The following is a 19,404-nucleotide window of genomic DNA, read 5'->3' as shown; positions in this document are numbered from 1 at the left end:
CAGCTGCAATCAGCTACGCAAAGGCGCGGCCGGGCAGCCCGCCCAGTTGCTGCCTGCGGGGATGTGCTCGCCCTTCATCACCAGGGTCAGCGGTCCCAGGCGCGCATTGTCGCCCACCTTGGCGCTGTACAGCACGGAGCTGCGCGGCCCCATGTAGACGCGCTGGCCGATCTCCACGTGGTCGATCTTCATCACGCGGTCTTCGAACAGATGCGTTTGCGGGCAGGTGAGCGCATTCAATTCGCTGTAGTCGCCGATGTGCACGCAGTCGAATTCCGTGATGTCCGTCGTGTCCATGTAGACGCCGCGGCCGATCTTGCAGCCGAACAGGCGGAAGGCCAGCGGCAGCCACGGCGTGCCGCGCAGGTAGCGCATGAAGTTGGGCACGGCGATGCCTTCATACAGGTTGGTCACGCCTTCCGAAATCCACACGAACGGCGTCCACATGGGCGCCGCGTGCTTGCGGTAGCGTCCCAGCAGCAGCCACTTGAACAGCACGACGACCAAAAAATTGCCGATGCCGTAGGCGATGCCGGCGATCGCCAGGTCGCTCACCACTTCGCCCCAGCGCCCGGCGCCCGCGATGGGCATCACGTCCAGCACCAGCGTGTAGCCGACGGCGATCACCACGGCGTGCGGCGCGACGATGCGGAACGCTTCGATCAGGCTGCGGCCCAGGCGGCGCAGCAGCGACGGCTTGAACGTCAGGTGCTCGGCAAAGCCGCTGACCTGTTCGCGCGCGGGCAAATGCATGGGCGGGGAACCGAGCCAGGTATCGCCGCTGTGCATCTGCTCATTGCGCGGCGCGTGCGTGTGCACGCCGATCAGCACATGTTCGGGCAGCACGGTGCCGTCCGGGATATAGCTGCCGTTGCCGACGAAGCTGCGGTGCGAGACGACGGTGGGGCGCATGGTCATCCAGCCGCCGTCGATCTGCTCGTCGCCCAGCATGACGGCGTCGGCGATGAAGGTGTCGTCGCCCAGTGTCAGCATGTCGGGAACCACGCCCAGCGCCGTGGAAATCTCGGCGCCCTTGCCGACCTTGGCGCCCAGCAGGCGGTACCAGTACGGCGCGTACACGGTGGCGTAGATGCCGTGCAGGACGTTCAGGCTCGATTCCTGGATATGGCTGACCAGCCACTTGGCGCAATAGATATTGCTGTGCACGGGCGAGCTGCCCGGTTTCAGGCGCGGCAGCGCGCCCCAGCGGATGGCGGCCGACAGCAGGGCCGTGAGCACGATCAGCACGGCGCTGGCGGGGAAGGCCAGCAGGAAGTAGCGGGCCAGCTGGGTCGTCACGTCGCGCCCCTGCAGCCACGGCATCATTTCGCGCTCGTCGAACCAGTCGATCAGCACGAAGCTGGGGAAGACGGGCATGAAGAACAGCACGGCGATGAGGACCATGCCGAAGCAGAAGAACACGGTTTCGCCCGTCAGGCGCAGGCGCGAGACGGCGGGGCGCGGCGGCTGGCTGGCCCGGTCATAGGGGCCGATTTCGCGCGCGGGCGATCCCGTCCAGACGCGCCCGGCCGGCACCGAAGCGCCGTCGGCCAGTGCCGACTGGCCCTCGAGGTGACCGAAGGCGCCTACTTGCGTATTGCCTTCCAGGATAGCGTAAGAGCTGATGCAGGCATCGTCGCCGATGCTGATCTGCCCCAGCAGCAAACGGCCCCGTTCCACGCGGGCGTTTTCAAAGTTGACGGCATTGCCCACGCTGACGTTGTCGCCGATGGACAGCAGGTCGGGCGCGCGCAGGGTCATCGAGCCGATGACCACTTCCTTGCCCACTTTCGCGCCCAGCGCGCGCAGCCACCAGCTGTTCAGGGATGAGCCGCTGAGCAGGTAGGCGGGCGCCGATTCGACCAGGCGGTCGGCCAGCCACCAGCGGTAATAGGTGACGCCCCACAGCGGATAGCTGCCCGGTTTCAGACGCCCGGCGATCAGCCACTTGCCGGCAATCGCAATGGCAAATTCGGCCAGGGTCGCCAGCAAGAACACGCCGATCGAGGCGGCGATGGCGCGCGGCACGGTGTCGCCCGTGTCGCCCGTGAAGAAGTGGTAGGTGAAGAACGGCGCCATCCACTGCGCCATGCGCAGGGTGACGAGGCCCGGCACGGCCGCCGCCTGCGCCGCGCCGCAGATCCAGCGCTTCCAGGCCGACGGCGGCGTCCAATCCGCTTCCGGCGTGGCCAGCGCGGGCGCTTCGTTCAGCACGGCGGCGATCTTGCCGATCTGCCGGTTCTGATAAATGTCGCGTACCGTCATGTGGGCGTAGGCCGGATCGGCGCGCAGGGCGGACGCCAGGCGGGCGGCCAGGAAGGAGTGGCCGCCGAGGTCGCTGAAGAAGTCCAGCTGGCGCAAGATGGCCTGACCGGGGAACAGCTTGGCCAGGGCCGCGAACAGGGCCGCTTCGGCCGGCGTTTCCGGCACGTCCGAGATCCCCGCCTCGCCGGCCGGCGGGGCAGACAGGGGCATGGCTTTCAAGGCTTTTCTGTCGATTTTTCCCGAGGTCAGGCGCGGCATCAGCGGCAGCAATTCAAAGCGGCCCGGCACCATGTAGGGCGGCAGGTGCAGGTTCAGGGCCGCGCGCAGGGTTTTCGCCGCCAGGGCGTCGCCGGGCGCCTCGTCGCTGCCGACGATGTAGGCCACCAGCTGGTCGATGCCGTCATCCTTGCGCAGCAGGACGGCCACCGTGCCCACGCCCGGCTGCTGCGCCAGCACGGCTTCGATCTCGCCCAGCTCCACGCGGAAGCCGCGTATCTTCACCTGGTCATCGGCGCGGCCCAGGCACAGCACCTGGCCGTCCGCATCGATGCGGGCCAGGTCGCCCGTGCGGTACAGGCGCGCGTCATCGTCGCTGGTCGCCCACGGGTTGGGCAGGAATTTTTCCACCGTCAGGTCGGGCCGGCCCAGATAGCCCTCGGCCAGGCCGGGGCCGATGATGCACAGTTCTCCCGTTTCGCCGCGCGCCAGCAATGTCAAGGGACGGTTTTCTCCCGGCTCGGCCACCTGCAGCACCAGCAAGCCGTAGTTGGGCAGCGGCGTGCCGATGGTGACGGGTTCGCCGGGGCGCAGCCGCGCCAGGCTGCACGAAACGGTCGCTTCCGTGGGACCGTAGGTGTTGAACATGGCGCGGCCCGGGCGCGACCAGCGCTCGACCAGGGACTCGGGGCACATCTCGCCGCCCAGGTTGATCAGGCGCAGGCTCGGTACTTCCTCGGCGAACAGGGCCAGCAGGGTAGGCACGGCATGGAGAACGGTGACGTGGTTGGCGGCCAGCGCGCGCGGCAAGGCTTCCGGGTCGCCCGAAATCTCCTTGGGCCCCAGCCACAGGGTGGCGCCCACCAGGTAGGCGATCCAGATTTCCTCGAACGACATGTCGAAGGCGACGGAAAATCCCTGGTAGACGGTGTCGCTTTGCGCCACTTCCAGCACGGCGTTTTCGCTGCGCAGGAAGTGGCAGATGCTGCGCTGATTGATCAATATGCCCTTGGGCTTGCCCGTGGAGCCGGACGTGTAGATCACGTATGCCGGGTGTTCGGGCAAGACTGTGCCGCGCGCGGGCAGCAGTTCGCCCGGCGCGGCGGGGGCCAGCAGGCTTTCCGCGGTCCACACGGGACGCTCGACGCCAGCCTGCTCCAGGCGCGGCGCGAACTGCGCGCAGCTGACGACGCCAGCGCCATTGGCGTCGTCGAGGCACACCTGCAGGCGTTCGACGGGCGTGTCTTCATCGACGGGCAGCCAGGCGGCGCCCGCCTTGGCGATGGCCGCCTGCATCAGCAGCAGAGGGGCGCCGCGCGGCAGCCACAGGCCCACGATGTCGCCGGGCTTGACGCCGGCCGCCATCAGGCGCGACGCCGCCAGGCCCGCCTGCGCATCGAGTTCCGCATAGGTGATGCGGCGCTCGCCGTCGATCAGGGCGATGTGCTGCGGGCAGCGGCGCGCCGTCGCTTCGAGCAGGTCCGCCAGCACTTCCTCGCGCAGCAGATCCGGTCGCGGCGGGCCGTACAGGATGTCGGCGTGGGTGGAAGGGATGCCTGGGCTGACTGCGGTGAAATCGTTCATGGATGACGCTTATCTGTAATGCGGTGTGAGGAATCTGACGGGCTGCGCATGGTGCGCGGCACAGTTGATACATTACAGCACGCAAGACATTTCAGCGTTGCAGAACGGGGAATTTTGCGGGACTTTCAATAATTATGTGGCTGCATGATCAACTGCCATGATTACGGAATGTAAAACGGGGAAACATGGCGCCGATTTGCGCCACAGTAGCCGCCGCCGGATAGCCGTGCAGGGGGCGGCCGGACAGCGCCGCGTCCGCGCAGCCTTCGGCGCGGAACTGCTGCAGCACGTAGTTATCGACGCCTTTCGCGGCCAGGGCGGCGGCCAGGGACAGCAGCTGTGCGTCCGGCAGCAGGTCCGGGTGGGTGGTGGTGCGGCATTCGTAGGCGACGCCGCTGGCGAGGATGGCGTCCAGGCAGGCGCGCGCCGGGTCGCCGCTGCCGGCCACGCGGGTCACAAGACGATAGTCGGCAAACGGCGCCTTGATGTCGAAGCCGACCCAGTCGACCAGGGGCAGCACTTCCTGCAGGCGCTGCGGATAGATGCAGGCCGTGTGCAGGCCGATGCCGAAACCCAGCGCCCTGACGTCCAGCATGGCGCGCGCCAGCGCCGGGTCCATGCATGCCTCGCCGCCACTGAAGACGACGGCATCGACGAGGCCCACGCGGCGCCGCAGCCAGGTCAGTACGTCCTGCCACGGCATGGCGCCTTCGGGCGTGCGCGCCTGCAAGTGCGGATTGTGGCAATAGCCGCAACGCCAGGGGCAGCCCTGCACGAACACCACGGCAGCCAGCTTGCCCGGGTAGTCGGTGGCGGAAAAGGGCGTCAGGCCGCCCACTTTCAACTCAGCCATGGCAGGCCGGCTGGCCAACCCGGGCGCTCGCTTCCGTAAAATACTGGCGCTCGTGGAATTCGCCCTGCTTGCCGATGTTGAACGAGGCGACGGGGCGGTGATAGCCCATCACGCGCGTCCAGATTTCGCAGCGCTGGCGTTCGCTGTCGAGCAGGGTGATGGCGGGAGTGAAGTCGGGACGTGCGTTCATGGCGTTTCCTCAAGTGATGGAGCAATGTGGGCCTGCTTGCGGGCGATCAGCTCCGCGTCGCAGGTGGGGCAGAATTCATGTTTGCCGGCCAGGTAGCCGTGGCGCGGGCAGATGGAAAACGTGGGCGTGACGGTGATGTAGGGCAGCGAGAAGCGGCTCAGGGCGCGTTTCACCAGCTCGCGGCAGGCGTTCGCGTCCGACAGCGCTTCCGTCATGTACAAATGCAGCACCGTGCCGCCCGTGTATTTGCGCTGCAGCGCGTCCTGCAATTCCAGTGCTTCGAACGGGTCGTCCGTGTGGCCGACCGGCAGCTGCGACGAGTTCGTGTAATACGGATTGTCGACGGTGCCGGCCTGCAGGATGGCAGGATAGCGCTTGCGGTCTTCGCGGGCGAAGCGGTACGTCGTGCCTTCGGCCGGCGTCGCTTCCAGGTTGTACATATGGCCCGTTTCTTCCTGGAAGGCCACCATGCGGGCGCGCACGTGGTCGAGCAGGCGGATCGCCAGCGCATGGCCCTCGGCGGACGTGATGTCCCAGGCGTCGCCGCTGAAATTGCGGATCATCTCGTTGATGCCGTTCACGCCCAGGGTGGAAAAGTGGTTGCGCAGGGTGCCCAGGTAGCGCTTCGTGTACGGGAACAGGCCCTGCTGCATCAGTTCCTCGATGGTGCGGCGCTTGATTTCCAGGCTGGTCTTGCCCAGTTCCAGCAGGCGGTCCAGGTCCGCCATCAAGGCCGCTTCGTCTCCGCGCCACAGGTGGCCCAGGCGCGCGCAGTTGATCGTCACCACGCCCAGGGAGCCCGTCTGCTCGGCGGAACCGAACAGGCCATTGCCCCTTTTCAGCAGTTCGCGCAAGTCCAGCTGCAAGCGGCAGCACATGGAGCGGATCATGTTCGGCTTGAGTTCCGAATTGATGAAGTTCTGGAAGTAGGGCAGGCCGTAGCGGGCCGTCATTTCGAACAGGCGTTCCGCGTTTTCGCTATGCCAGTCGAAATCCTCGGTGATGTTATAGGTGGGGATGGGGAAGGTGAAGACCCTGCCCTTGGCGTCGCCCGCCATCATGATCTCGATGTAGGCGCGGTTGATCATGTCCATCTCCGCCTGCAGCTCGCCATAGCTGAAGTCCATTTCCCGGCCGGCGATGACGGGAATCTGCTCGCGCAGGTCGTCCGGGCAGACCCAGTCGAAGGTGAGGTTGGTGAACGGCGTCTGCGTGCCCCAGCGCGATGGCACGTTGAGGTTGAAGATCAGCTCCTGCATGTACTGGCGCACGTCTTCGTAGCGCAGGCTGTCCTTGCGGATGTAGGGCGCCATATAGGTGTCGAAGGAGCTGAACGCCTGCGCGCCGGCCCACTCGTTTTGCAGGGTGCCGAGGAAGTTGACGATCTGGCCGATGGCGCTCGACATGTGCTTGGGCGGGCCCGATTCGATCTTGCCCGGCACGCCGTTCAAGCCTTCGTGCAGCAGGGTGCGCAGCGACCAGCCGGCGCAATAACCGGCCAGGATGTCGAGGTCGTGGATGTGCAGGGCCGCTTCGCGGTGCGCCGCGCCCACTTCCGGCGGATACACCTGGTCCAGCCAGTAGTTGGCGATGACCTTGCCCGATACATTGAGTATCAGGCCGCCCAGCGAGTAACCCTGGTTGGCGTTGGCGTTGACACGCCAGTCGCGCCGGTCCAGATATTCATTGATGGACGCGGCGACATCGACCTGGCCGCGTGTGGGGGAAACTGCATTTGTCGTCATGAAACCTCCAATAAACACAACATGCGGTGTTTTTATGGAGATTAATCACTAAATATAGTGGCGTCAAAGGGCGCGTGCAGTTGCGTGACGAATCCTTGATGCAGGTGAAAAATCCACGTCAGCCGCTTTTGTTCCAGCGCGTTTCGCGCAGGATCAGCCAGCTCGCGCAAAAGAACGCGGCGCCGCAGGCGGCCACGCTGGCGACGGAGGCGGGCAGCACGTGCGTCCAGATTTCCAGCGGCGTGTAGGTGCTCCAGCTGGCCACGCGCGCGTCGAAGGTGACGTAGTTCGCCAGCAGCCAGTAGACGGCCAGCAGGCCCGTGCAGATGGCGGCCTGACGCAGCAGCGGCATCTTGCGGCGCGCGAACACGGCCAGCAGGAACAGCAGCAGCACGCCCGGATACGCGCCCAGCACTTCCGGCGACAGCACGGAGATGGTCCCTGCGTCATAGCCATCGGGCGGCCCGGCCCACTGCACCTGCAGCGCGGTGAGGAACAGGGTGAGCAGGAAAATCAGCAGCGGTTTGCGGGTCATGGCGGGCAATCGGATAGGGAAAAAGTGGGGCATTTTACAGCCAGGTCAAGCAAGTTGAACGCGCGCCAGCCATGCATGCATTCCTTCACCTGTGTCAAGGACTGGGCGGTATGGGCGGGGCTATAGTCTGCACCCTGAGCCGATACAGGACTGTGAACACCATGATGCTTGAATCAACTACCGCCACCCGCGTGGCCGGACCGCTGGAACTGGTCTGCCCCGCCGGCAGCCTGCCCGCCTTGAAAGCGGCCGTCGACAATGGCGCCGACACCGTGTACCTGGGTTTTCGCGACGCCACCAATGCACGCAATTTCGCCGGCCTCAATTTCGACGAAAAGGCCATCGCCGAGGGCGTGCGCTACGCCCACCAATATGGACGCAAGGTGCTGCTGGCGCTGAATACCTATCCGCAGCCGCACAACTGGGCCGTGTGGCGCAGCGCCATCGACCGCGCCGCGCAAGCCGGCATCGACGCCATGATCGTCGCCGATCCGGGCTTGATGGCGTATGCAAGCGAGCATCACCCGCAGCTGCGCCTGCACCTGTCCGTGCAAGGCTCGGCCACCAACTACGAAGCGATCAATTTTTACCAGGAACACTTCGGCATCGCCCGCGCCGTGCTGCCGCGCGTGCTGTCGATGGCGCAGGTCGAGCAACTGATCAGCAAGACGGACGTCGAGATCGAGGTCTTCGGCTTCGGCAGCCTGTGCGTGATGGTCGAAGGGCGCTGCGCGCTGTCGTCGTATGCGACGGGCGAGGCGCCGAACACGCACGGCGTGTGCTCGCCGGCGAAATCCGTGCGCTGGCTGGAAACGCCGAACGGCCTCGAATCGCGCCTGAACGGCGTGCTGATCGACCGCTACGCACCGGGCGAAAACGCCAGCTATCCGACCCTGTGCAAGGGGCGTTTCGAAGTCAACGACGAAGAGTATTACGCCATCGAGGAGCCGGCCAGCCTGAACACGCTGGCGCTGCTGCCGCAGCTGATCGCCATGGGCGTGCGCGCCGTGAAGATCGAAGGGCGCCAGCGCAGCCCCGCGTATGTGGCGCAGGTGACGCGCGTGTGGCGCGAAGCGATCGACGCCTGCCGCGAAGGCAATACGCGCTACGCCGTCAAGCCGGGCTGGATGGCGGCCATGGACAAGCTGGCCGAAGGCCAGCAGCACACCTTGGGCGCGTATCACCGCTCCTGGAAATAGAGGATGAACATGTTAAAACTATCTTTGGGTCCCTTGCTGTACTACTGGCCGCGCGCCACCGTCTTCGAGTTTTACCAGCAGATCGCCGGCACCGCCGTCGATATCGTGTACCTGGGCGAAACCGTCTGCTCGCGCCGGCATGAGCTGCGCCTGGCCGACTGGCTCGATATCGCCGACATGCTGGCCGCCGCCGGCAAGGAAGTGGTGCTGTCGACGCAGGCGCTGATCGAGGCGGGCGCCGAACTGGCCACCCTGCGCCGCATCACGGGCAATGGGCGCTACGGCGTCGAGGCCAACGACATGGGCGCCGTGCATTGCATGGAAAAGGGCGCATCCTTCGTCGCCGGCCCCCATTTGAACCTGTTCAATGGCCCCAGCCTGCAACTGATGGCGCGCCTCGGTGCGCGGCGCTGGGTGATGCCGCTGGAAATGGGACAGACGGCGCTGGCCGAGATGCAGCGCCAGAAACCGGAAGGGCTGGAGACGGAAGTGTTTGCCTACGGACGCATGCCGCTGGCGTTTTCCGCGCGCTGCTTCACGGCGCGCAACCGCAACCTGCCGAAGGACGACTGCGGCTACAGCTGCCTGGAAGAGCCGGACGGCCTGCTGCTGCGCACGCGCGACGAAGTGCCCTTCCTCGTACTCAATGGCACGCAGACGCAGTCGGCGCTCGTCTACAACCTGGTGCGCGAACTCGACGCCATGCGTGACATGGGCGTGTCGGTGGCGCGCATCAGTCCGCAAGCCATGCATACGGAACAGGTGATTGCCATCTTCGACCGCGCCCGCCGGGGGCAGGTCAGCGGCATCGGCGCCCAGGCCCAGCTGGCGGCCTGCCAGCCGGCCGGCGCCTGCGACGGCTATTGGCACGGCCAGCCCGGCATGGAACAGCACGCCGCCCATTGAACGCATCGAAAGGAAGAACATGCAAGATCAACTGGAAAGATTGCCGGTCCCGGTCCCGGCCAAGCCTGCCATGAGCAAGCCCGCCGTGTCGTACCGGCTGCCCGAACCGCTGGCCGAATTGCTGTCCAAGCTGCCGCCGTATCCCGCCTCCTGGCTGTTCGTGCAAGGCTTGAACCGCCTGCTGGCGCCGCAATTGCCCGACGACGTGCGCTGCAGCCTGGAGGGGCGCAGCCTGCGCTTGCGCTTGCTGGACGCCGGTATCGCCTTCGATTTTGAGTGGCAGGGCACGGTGTTCGTGGCCGAACGCTATGTCGACGTGCCGGACCTGTGCATCGCCGCCAGCGTGCATGACTTGATGCTGCTGGCGCGGCGCCAGGAAGATCCGGACACCTTGTTCTTCAGCCGCCGTTTGAGCCTGGAAGGCGATACGGAGCTGGGCTTGCTGTTCAAGAATACGCTCGATGCCATCGAATTGCCGCCGTTCGACCTGCAGTCGCTGGGACCGCGTCGCGTGCTGGCGCATTTGCGCGACCGGGGCGCGCGGGGAGGCTGAGCGGAAAAGGGGAGGCGGGCGCTCAGTGGCGGCAGTGGCCGCAGGCGCCGCTGCACGATGGCAATTGTTCTTCATCGGACGCCTCGCCCATGAAGCCGGCGTCGTTGACGGCGGTCAGCAAACGTTCCTGCGTGGCCAGGCGTTCGTCGAATTGCACCGTGGCGCCGTGGCGCGCCAGCGAGACGCAGACGGTGGCCACGCCTGTGACGGCCTCAAGTGCGCCCGTCAATCTGTCGGCGCAACCTTCGTGATCCATTCCAATAATATTCAAGCGCGCTGTCTGCATGTGGTCCTCTTGTTTTTCAGATAAAAAAACAGCGTAGGCGAGGGGCGCGCATGCCGTCCAGAGCAGCACGCAAGATTTATTTTCTATTTACGGTTTTATTGATCTGGATTAATTTGCACCGCTCCACTCCTGCCTGAATTGCTGTTGTTTTGTACACAGTTTCCATAATCCAGTCGACAAGCGTGCCCTGCTGCGCGATACTGTCATTCTGATAAGAACGCTGATGAAAGCGCTGGAAAGGAGGGGCCATGCAGCGCCGCCCCCTGCTCAAGCTTGCCGCCCTGTGGCCGTTGGGCGCTGCCGCCGCCGGCACGTCGCCGCCGCTGCAGCTCGTCTATCCGCGCCACCAGGCGCTCGATGATCCGCAGCAAGGTTATGTGACGGCCTTGCTGCAAATGGCGCTGTCGCGGTCGGGCCAGGCATATGCCTTGCGCCGCTCCGCACTGCGCATGGTGCAGACGCGCGCCATGCAGGAAATCGCCATGGCGTCGGGCAGCGTCGATGTCGTCTGGGCCATGACGAGCCGGGCGCGCGAAACGCAATTGCTGCCGGTGCGCATACCGATCGACCGCGGCCTGATCGGCTGGCGCGTGGCCCTGATCCATGCCCGCCAGACGCAGCTGCTGCGCGGCGTGCGCAGCGTCGCCGCCCTGGCGCGGCTGTCTGCCGGCCAGATGCGCGACTGGCCCGACTGCGCCATCCTGCAGGCGAACGGCTTGCGCCTCGATACCTCAAGCACCTACGAAGGCCTGTTCCAGCAGCTGGCGGCGGGGCGCATCGACTACTTTCCCCGCTCCGTGATCGAGGCCCAAAGCGAGCTGGCCAGCCACGCGCAATTGCCGCTGGTGCTAGACACCCATCTGGTCATCCGCTACCCGGCCGCGCTGTACTTTTTTGTCGGCAAGCACCGGCCGGAACTGGCGCGCCACATTGAACTGGGACTGGAAACCATGCTGGCCGATGGCAGCTTTGCGCAGCTGTTCCAGCGCCATTTCGGCCGTCTCGCGCAGGGCCTGAATCTGTCCCGGCGTTACGTGCTGGAGCTCGTCAATCCTGACCTGCCGGAGGAGACGCCGCTGGCGCGCAAGGCACTTTGGTATCGTCCAAATCATTACTAATGGTTTAGTTGAGCTATGTCAAACGACTGCTTCAATCGTGCGCAGGATGTTTGAGGAAACGCAAAGCGAGTTCAACAGAACACCTGTTGACACTTATAAAATTTTCGCCGAACATCATTCCATCTTGCAACACTTTGCAATACTTTCCCAGCGATAGCCGCCATGGCGGCTGTCGTGCGGACCCGTGCGCCCGTTCAACGGCAAGCCGCCGCCAGCCACCGAACGCTGTGCTCCCTTGTAACCATCCGTTATCTTTTCGAAGGTTTGCCCATGCTCGATTCGATCGCGTCGGTATTGCACCAGGTGCCGGAATTGGCCCTGTTCCTGGCGCTGGCGCTGGGCTACGCGGTAGGGCAGATACGCTTCGGCCCGATCCAGCTCGGCGGCGTGTGCGGCACCCTGATCGCCGCGCTGCTGATCGGCCAGCTTGGCATTACCCTGGACGCCAGCGTGAAAAACGTTTTCTTCATGCTGTTCATCTTTGCCCTCGGCTACGCGGGCGGTCCCCAGTTCTTTGCCAACCTCAATGCCAAGGGCTTGCGCCTGGGAATACTGTGCCTGATCGAAGTGGTGGTGGTGCTGGCGCTGGTGCTGCTGGCCACGCGTTTCCTGGGCCTGGACCAGGGGACGGCGGCCGGCATGATGGCGGGCGCGGCGACGGAATCTGCCGTCGTCGGCACCGCCACGGACGCGATCTCGAAGCTGGCGCTGCCGGCGGCCCGCATCGCCGAGCTGCAAGCCAATGTGGTCACCGCGTATTCCATCACGTATATCTTTGGCCTGATCGCCATCGTCATCGTCACCAGCCAGATTTTTCCGCTGTTGTTGCGCGTCAATCTGCGCGAGGAAGCGGACAAATTATGGGAAAAAATGGGCGGCGCGCAGGCGGGCGCCGACGATTTGCAGGCGACGCCGGAAATGGTCGGCCGCGCCTACCGCATCAGCCGGGGCGCGGGACGCCGCCTCGATGCCTTGCAGCATATTTTTGCGGGCCGCGCCAGCATCACGCGCGTGCGCCGGCATGGCAAGGTATTACCGTTGGAGCCGGCACTGCGGCTGCGCAATAACGACGAAGTGCTGGTGATCGGCCACCGTCCCGCACTGGTGGCGGCCGAAGCCATCCTGGGCGAGGAATTTGCCGACACGACGGGCTTGAACATGGCCGTCTCCGCCGTCGAAGTGGTGCTGCAGCAAGCCGCGCTGGTCGGCCAGCCCTTGCGCCAGCTGGCCTTGCCCACCGGCGTGCATGTGGCGGCCGTCATCCGCGGCGAGCACAGCATGCCGCCCTTGCCCGACCTGGCCCTGCAGCGCGACGACGTGCTGCGCCTGTACGGCACGACGGAAGGACGCGAACTGAACACGGCGCTGGCCGCCATCGGCAAGCGCGTGCCCACGGGCGACCGCAGCAATATCGTCTACGCCAGCATCGGCATCGTGCTCGGCGTGTATATCGGCGGCTTTACCGCCAGACTGGGCGGCATTCCGTTTTCGCTGGGCACGGGCGGCGGGGCCTTGCTGACGGGGCTCGTATTCGGCTGGTACCAGGCGCGAAAACCTGGCATGCCGGGCATCCACCCCAGCGCGCTCGACATGATGAAGGATATCGGCCTGGCCACCTTCATCGCCTGCGTGGGCCTGGGGTCGGGACCGCAGGCAATCGAGCTGGTGCGCCAGTACGGCTTGTCGCTGCCGCTGATGGGCGTCTTGATCGCCGTCATCCCCGCCTCGCTGTCGTTGCTGGTGGGCCACTTTTTCCTCAAGCTGGAAGCGCCCGTGCTCTTGGGCGCCATCGCCGGCCAGCAGTGCAGCACCCCAGCCTTGTCGGCCGTGCAGAACGCGGCCGGCAATTCCACGCCCTTGCTGGGCTACACGATTACCTATGCCATCTCGAACGTGGTGCTGCCTCTGCTGGGGCCGCTCATCGTGGCCCTGGCCGGGTCCGTTCATGCATGAGCAGCTTGCAAGAGCACAGGCAGTAAAGAATTCCTTCAACACGAAAGGCGGTCCGCATGGAATGGTTGCATGAGTTATTCAAGAAGTCGCCCGAAATTGCCTTGTTTCTCTCCCTGGCAGTGGGCTACTACATCGGCAAGATCAAGTTCGGCTCGTTTCAGCTGGGCGGGGTCGCCGGTTCACTGCTGGTGGCGGTCCTCGTCAGCCAGGTAGGCGTGGCCATCGATCCCGGCGTCAAGTCGGTGCTATTTGCCCTGTTCATTTACGCGGTCGGTTATGAAAGCGGACCGCAATTCTTCAATTCGCTGGGGCGTCAGTCCGTGCGCGAAATCATCCTGGCCGTCGTGCTGGCCGTGACGGCGCTGCTGACGGTGGTCATCATGGCCAAGGTGTTCGGCCTGGACAAGGGCCTGGCGGCGGGCGTGGCGGCGGGCGGCTTGACGCAGTCGGCCATCATCGGCACGGCGGGCGACGCGATCACCAAGCTGGGCCTGGCGGCCGACGAGGTGGCGCGCCTGCAGGGCAACGTGGCTGTCGGCTATGCCGTCACCTATGTGTTCGGCTCGTTTGGCGCCATCATCGTCTGCGTCAATATCTTGCCTAAACTCATGGGTCGCACCATCCGCGAAGATGCGATCAAGGCGGAAACGGCGCTGCAGGCGGGCGTGCAGGTGCTGGGACCTGGCCAGACGCCGGCCGCGCCAGACTTGATCGGCCGCATCTACGACGTGGGTCCCGGTGCCGGCCGCACCGTGGAAGAGATCGAAAGCGCTCATCCGAACACGGCCATCACCATCGAGCGCGTGAAACGCAATGGCCAGATCATCGACGTCAGCCCGGACCTGGTGCTGGCCGCCGACGATATCGTGCTGCTGGTGGGCCGCCGCGAAGCGATGCTCAGTGTGTCTTCCCAGCTGGGCAAGGAATTGCTGGCCGTCGAAGGCATGGAACTGGTGATGCAGCGCCGCGACATGGTGCTGACCAACAAGGCTTACCACAACAAGACGGTGGGCGAAATCCGCAGCGCGACGGCGCCGGGCGTGCGTCACGGCATCTTTGTCGTGCAGCTGAGCCGCATGGGCAAGATCCTGCCCATGCAGCCGGAAACCGTCGTGCAGACGGGCGACGTGGTGACCATCTATGGCGCCGAGCAGGACGTCAAGCGCGTGGCGGCCGAAGTGGGCTACATGATCGTGCCGAGCGCCAAGACGGATTTCGTCTACATGGGCGCCGGCCTCGTCGTCGGCCTGCTGGTGGGCTTGCTGGTGGCGCGCATCGGTTCGATTCCGCTGACACTGGGCAGCGGCGGCGGCGTGCTGCTGTCGGGTCTCGTGTTCGGCTGGTTCCGCGCCAAGCGCCAGACCTTCGGTTACATGCCCAGCGGCGCCGTGCAAATCCTCAAGGATCTGGGCCTGGCCGGCTTCGTTGCCGTCGTCGGCCTCACGTCCGGCCTGCAAGCCGTGCAAACCGTGCGCGAACACGGCCTGACGCTGTTCGGCGTGGGCGTCGTGGTGACCATCCTGCCGATGATACTGACCATGCTGATCGGCCGTTACATCTTGCGCTATGACAACGTTGCCGTGTTTGCGGGCGCCTTGTCCGGCTCGCGCAGCGCCAATCCCGCGTTCGGCGAAGTGCTGAACGCGGCGCAAAACTCGATTCCCACCGTACCGTTTGCCATCACGTATGCCCTGGCCAACGTTTTCCTGACCTTGCTGGGGCCGCTGATTGTGGCCTTCGTCTGAGTCTGCATGTATGTGCAAGCACCTTTGCAAGAACCCTCAAAATTATCAGTCTGATAAGGAGTAGCAAAAATGGATTTCAGTAACCCAAGCAAACTCGCCCTGTTGAGCCCCTTCGAATTGAAGGATGCGCTGATCCAGACGGCCAAGCAAAGCAACCGCCTGATGCTCAATGCGGGCCGCGGCAACCCGAATTTCCTGGCGACCACGCCACGCCACGGCTTCTTCCAGTTCGGCCAGTTCGCCATGACGGAAGCGGAGCGCTCGTATGTGTACATGGACGACGTGGGCGGCTTTCCCACGCGCGAGGGCATCGAGGCGCGCTTTGAAATCTTCGTGCGCAAGCACGAAGGCAACCCGGGCGTGCATTTCATCGAGGCGGCCGTGTCGTATGTGCGCGACCAGCTGGGCCTGAGCGCGGGCGACTTCATCTATGAGATGTGCGAAGCCATCCTCGGCTGCAACTATCCCGTGCCGGACCGCATGCTGCGCCTGTCCGAGAAAATCGTCGGCCAGTATATCCACCGCGAAATGATCGGCGACCATCCGTTTGTCGGCAACTTCGACATGTACGCGGTCGAGGGCGGCACGGCGGCCATGACCTATCTGTTCGCCAGCCTGAAATCGAACCACATCATCCAGGAAGGCGACACGATCGCCCTGGGCATGCCGATCTTCACGCCCTACATCGAGATTCCCCAGCTGAACGACTACAAGCTGAACACCGTGCACATCGATGCGCCGCAATCGAACAACTGGCAATTCACCAAGAAGGAACTGGACAAGCTGCTCGACCCGAAAGTGAAAGCTTTCTTCCTCGTCAACCCCAGCAATCCGCCATCCGTCAAGATTGACGACGAGACCCTGGAATACATCGCCAAGATCATCAAGAAGCGCCCGGACCTGATCATCTTGACCGATGACGTGTACGGCACGTTCGCCGACAATTTCGTCTCGCTGTTCGCCATCTGCCCGTTCAACACCATCCTCGTATATTCGTTCTCGAAATACTTCGGCGCGACGGGCTGGCGCATGGGCGTGGTGGCCACGCATGAAAACAATGTGCTCGACGACAAGATTGCGAAGTTGCCTGAAACCATCAAGAAGCAGCTCGATGCCCGTTATCACTCCATCACGACGGAACCGCGCCAGCTGAAATTCATCGACCGCCTGGTGGCCGACAGCCGCACCGTGGCGCTGAACCACACGGCCGGCCTGTCCACGCCCGTGCAGGCGCAGATGACCCTGTTCTCCTTGTTCTCGCTGATGGATGAAGAGCAAAAGTACAAGCAGTCGATGAAACGCATCGTGCTGCGCCGCAAGGAAGCGCTGTACCGCGAACTGGGCTTGCCGATGGTGCACGACGCCAATTCCGTGCGCTACTACCATCTGCTGGACATGGAATCCTTGGCCGCGCAGATGCATGGCGTGGAGTTTTCGCAGTGGCTGCTGAAAAAACTCAAGCCGAACGAAGCGCTGTTCCGCCTGGCCGAGGAAACGGGCGTCATCCTGCTGCCGGGCCGCGGCTTCGGCACCACGCATCCGTCCGGCCGCGTCTCGCTGGCCAACCTGAACGAATACGACTACGCGAATATCGGCCGCGCCATCCGCAGCATGGCGTCCGAGTTCTTTGCCGTATTTGAAAAGGAAAAGGAAAAGGAAAAGGGCGGCAAGAAGGCGAAGAAGTAAGCCGCTAGCCGTGTAGTCTGACAAAAACGGGCGCCCCGCATGAGGCGCCCGTTTTTGTCTGTCAGCTTGCGTAACCAATAGTGCAGGCTGGAATGGACATCCGTGGATATAATTGCTATTGTGAAAGTATAAACATGGCAACCCCGTGCTTTCCCCTCATTCATTGACTGGACGCTACATGGGCAGATTGCAAGGACATTTATCATTATTGCTGGCGAGCGCGCTGGGCGCGGCCATGCCGGCCCTGGCGGAACCTCTGACATTCAGCGAAGCGCTGCAGCAAGCGGCAGCCGCTTCGGGCGCCGTGCAGGGCGCCGCGCTCGACGTGCGCGCGAAGACCCTCAAGGCGGAGGCGCTGTCGAACATCGACGGCCCTTCCGTGGACTTGACGGCGTTTCGCGGCCGCCTGTCGACGGACTTGAACATCGATACGAGCGGCTTGTCCGGCGTGGTGGGCGGCATCGAGTCCGTGCTGCCATCGATTCCCGGCTTGCCCAAACCACAGATTCCCAATTCCCTGAGCCGCGAAGTGGTGACGGACCTGACCTCGTTCGGCTTGCTGGGCATGTGGCCGATCTACACGGGCGGGCGCCTGGACGCCGTCAAGGGCCTCGCGTCGAGCCTGACCCTGGCCGCGCAGGCGGAGCGCACGGAAGCGGAAGAACAGCTGGCCACCCTGGTGGCGCAGCGCTATTTTCAATTATTGCTGGCGAAGCGGGTGGTGGCCGTGCGGGCCGAAGTGACGGCCGGCGTGACGGAACATCAGCGCGACGCGGCCAGGCTGGAAAAGGGCGGCCTGATTTCGCGCGCGGAGCGCCTGCGTGCCGACGTGGCCCTCGACAGCGCCCGCAGCGACGAGGCGCAGGCGCGCAGCGATGAGGAAATCGCCCAGGTGGCGCTCGACCGTTTGCTCGCCGTCAACACGCAAGTGCTTCCCAGCACGCCCCTGTTCGTCAACAGCCTGCCGGTGGGTACCTTGCAATCGTTCATCAGCACGGGCATGCGCGAAAATGCGAACTGGAAAAAGATCGACAGCAAGCGCGTGCAGGCCGAGCAAGCCTTGAAGCTGCACGGCAAGGAATATGCGCCCACCGTCTTTGCCATCGGTAACTACAACTTGAATCGCGGCAACGAAAAACTCGTGCGGTCGAACTGGGCCATCGGCCTCGTCGTGGCCGTGCCGCTCGTGCACCGCATCAATACGGGCAAGATGATCGCCGCCGCCAAGCTGGACCAGGAGCGCGTGGAAGTGGTGGCGCGCCAGGCCGAGCGCGACATTCCCACCCTGATCGAAAAGAATTGGCGCGCGCTGGAAAACGCCCGCATCCAGTACCTGTCCACGGCGTCGTCGGTGGAGCTGGCGCGCGAAAATATCCGTTTGCAAACGGTCGCTTTCCAGCAAGGACAAGTGACGTCGCTGGAAGTGGTCGACGCGCGCCTGAACCTGGCCAAGGTCGAGACCCAGCGCGCGCAGACTGCCTATAACTATGTGATGGGCCTGGCGCAATTGCTGGAAGCGACGGGCGAGACGCAGCGCCTGGGCAGCCTGGCCGCTGCGGCCGATATCCAATTACCTGTGGACAAATAATAATGAGCACCTCCAAAAAACCATTGGCCATAGTCGCCGCCATCATCGTCCTCGGCTTCGTGGGCTGGGGCTTGTACCAGGCGTTCCAGCCGCAGCGCCTGCCTTTGCAAGGGCAGATGGATGCGCAGGAAGTCAATGTCTCGTCGAAAGTGCCGGGCAGGGTGGGCCAGCTGTACGTCAAGCTGGGCCAGACGGTGCCGAAAGGGGAACTGCTGTTCCAGCTGACGAGTCCGGAAGTGGACGCGAAGATCGCGCAAGCGACGGCCGCCACGCAGGCAGCCGATGCCGTGGCGCAAAAGGCGCAAGCCGGTGCGCGTCCGGAAGAAATCGCCGCCGCGAAAGCCAACTGGGAGCGGGCGCAAACGGGCGCCACCATCGCCAGGACCACGTACACCCGCGTCAACAATATGTACGAGCAAGGCGTGATCGCGCAGCAGAAACGCGACGAGGCGCAAGCGCAATGGCGCGCCGCCGACCAGCTGGCGCAAGCGGCCCGCGCGCAATATGACATGGCGCAAAAGGGCGCCCGTCCGGAAGACAAGACGGCCGCCGCCGCCCAGGCGCGCCAGGTGGGCGCCGTGCTGACGGAAGCGCAGGTCGCCCTGGCGGAAACGAAGATCGCCGCGCCCGTGGCCGGGCAGGTCAGCAAGATCCAGATACAGCCCGGTGAACTGGCGCCGCAAGGCTTCCCCGTGATCACCCTGGTGAACCTCGATGACGCCTGGGCCGTGCTGCAGGTGCGCGAAGATGAAATGGCCGCGTTTGCCATGGGCAGCACGCATACGGCCAATGTGCCGGCCTTGAAGCAGCAAGTGAGCTTCAAGGTCAGTTCCGTGGCCGTGCTGCCCGATTTCGCCACGTGGCGCGCGGCCCGCCCGGGCGGCACGGACTTGCGCACGTTTGAAATCCGGCTGCGCCCCGCCATCAAGGTCGAGGGCTTGCGCCCGGGCATGTCGGTCGTGTTTCCACCGCTCTGATACGC

15 protein-coding genes are annotated in these 19,404 nt (G+C 64.4%); 9 read left to right on the top strand and 6 right to left on the bottom strand.

Annotated features, from left to right (window positions below; genetic code table 11):
* Positions 1-9 precede the first annotated feature (9 nt).
* The 5 genes from OX462_RS17830 to OX462_RS17810 all read right to left on the bottom strand — a co-directional run bounded on the left by OX462_RS17830 (position 10) and on the right by OX462_RS17810 (position 7,388).
* Entirely contained in the window at positions 10-4,065 is a 4,056-nt protein-coding gene (locus OX462_RS17830) for a Pls/PosA family non-ribosomal peptide synthetase (protein WP_409026702.1), read from the bottom strand.
* A 148-nt stretch (positions 4,066-4,213) separates the two neighbouring features.
* Positions 4,214-4,918: an anaerobic ribonucleoside-triphosphate reductase activating protein gene (locus OX462_RS17825; protein WP_409026701.1), complete on the bottom strand. Its 705-nt coding sequence runs from the start codon at positions 4,916-4,918 to the stop codon at positions 4,214-4,216.
* Complete coding sequence (gene nrdD / locus OX462_RS17820) at positions 4,911-5,108, bottom strand: anaerobic ribonucleoside-triphosphate reductase (RefSeq protein ID WP_070218300.1); 198 nt, start codon at positions 5,106-5,108, stop codon at positions 4,911-4,913. Before nrdD ends, OX462_RS17825 begins: the two co-directional genes overlap by 8 nt.
* Positions 5,105-6,853 (bottom strand): ribonucleoside triphosphate reductase, encoded by a 1,749-nt coding sequence (locus OX462_RS17815; protein WP_409026700.1) that lies wholly within the window; start codon positions 6,851-6,853, stop codon positions 5,105-5,107. The genes nrdD and OX462_RS17815 overlap by 4 nt, the downstream gene beginning before the upstream one ends.
* Positions 6,854-6,971: 118 nt before the next feature.
* Positions 6,972-7,388 (bottom strand): hypothetical protein, encoded by a 417-nt coding sequence (locus OX462_RS17810; protein ID WP_070289792.1) that lies wholly within the window; start codon positions 7,386-7,388, stop codon positions 6,972-6,974.
* Between the two features lie 164 nt (positions 7,389-7,552).
* On the opposite strand from OX462_RS17810, the gene OX462_RS17805 reads away from it, so the two are divergent.
* The 3 genes from OX462_RS17805 (at position 7,553) to OX462_RS17795 (ending at position 10,046) form a co-directional block, all read left to right on the top strand.
* Positions 7,553-8,587 (top strand): ubiquinone anaerobic biosynthesis protein UbiU, encoded by a 1,035-nt coding sequence (locus OX462_RS17805; RefSeq protein WP_409028758.1) that lies wholly within the window; start codon positions 7,553-7,555, stop codon positions 8,585-8,587.
* Between the two features lie 9 nt (positions 8,588-8,596).
* Positions 8,597-9,493: a ubiquinone anaerobic biosynthesis protein UbiV gene (locus OX462_RS17800; protein ID WP_070218297.1), complete on the top strand. Its 897-nt coding sequence runs from the start codon at positions 8,597-8,599 to the stop codon at positions 9,491-9,493.
* Between the two features lie 70 nt (positions 9,494-9,563).
* Positions 9,564-10,046 carry a ubiquinone anaerobic biosynthesis accessory factor UbiT gene (locus tag OX462_RS17795; RefSeq protein WP_070218324.1) on the top strand — a complete coding sequence of 161 codons (483 nt, stop codon included), beginning with the start codon at positions 9,564-9,566 and terminating at the stop codon, positions 10,044-10,046.
* A gap of 22 nt (positions 10,047-10,068) precedes the next feature.
* Here OX462_RS17795 and OX462_RS17790 read toward each other — a convergent pair whose 3' ends face one another.
* The gene (locus OX462_RS17790; RefSeq protein ID WP_070218296.1) at positions 10,069-10,332 is read right to left on the bottom strand and encodes a heavy-metal-associated domain-containing protein; all 264 of its coding nucleotides are present in this window, start codon (positions 10,330-10,332) and stop codon (positions 10,069-10,071) included.
* A gap of 248 nt (positions 10,333-10,580) precedes the next feature.
* On the opposite strand from OX462_RS17790, the gene OX462_RS17785 reads away from it, so the two are divergent.
* The 6 genes from OX462_RS17785 to OX462_RS17760 all read left to right on the top strand — a co-directional run bounded on the left by OX462_RS17785 (position 10,581) and on the right by OX462_RS17760 (position 19,399).
* Entirely contained in the window at positions 10,581-11,450 is an 870-nt protein-coding gene (locus OX462_RS17785; RefSeq protein WP_409026699.1) for a substrate-binding periplasmic protein, read from the top strand.
* Between the two features lie 270 nt (positions 11,451-11,720).
* A complete protein-coding gene (aspT, locus tag OX462_RS17780; RefSeq protein WP_409026698.1) occupies positions 11,721-13,403 on the top strand; it encodes an aspartate-alanine antiporter in 1,683 nt (560 codons plus the stop codon).
* 56 nt (positions 13,404-13,459) lie between these two features.
* Positions 13,460-15,148, top strand: a complete 1,689-nt coding sequence (gene aspT / locus OX462_RS17775) for an aspartate-alanine antiporter (protein WP_070289786.1) — start codon at positions 13,460-13,462, stop codon at positions 15,146-15,148.
* Positions 15,149-15,217: 69 nt separating this feature from the next.
* Positions 15,218-16,834: a bifunctional aspartate transaminase/aspartate 4-decarboxylase gene (locus tag OX462_RS17770; protein ID WP_409026697.1), complete on the top strand. Its 1,617-nt coding sequence runs from the start codon at positions 15,218-15,220 to the stop codon at positions 16,832-16,834.
* A 178-nt stretch (positions 16,835-17,012) separates the two neighbouring features.
* A complete protein-coding gene (locus tag OX462_RS17765; RefSeq protein WP_409026696.1) occupies positions 17,013-18,422 on the top strand; it encodes a TolC family protein in 1,410 nt (469 codons plus the stop codon).
* Positions 18,423-18,424: 2 nt separating this feature from the next.
* The gene (locus tag OX462_RS17760) at positions 18,425-19,399 is read left to right on the top strand and encodes an HlyD family secretion protein (protein WP_409026695.1); all 975 of its coding nucleotides are present in this window, start codon (positions 18,425-18,427) and stop codon (positions 19,397-19,399) included.
* Positions 19,400-19,404: the final 5 nt, after the last annotated feature.

It is taken from the genome of Janthinobacterium aestuarii (assembly GCF_046113285.1).
In the GTDB taxonomy this organism is placed as follows: domain Bacteria; phylum Pseudomonadota; class Gammaproteobacteria; order Burkholderiales; family Burkholderiaceae_D; genus Janthinobacterium.
Note: the sequence above shows the minus strand (reverse complement) of the source record. Positions and strands in the feature narration are given on the sequence as shown.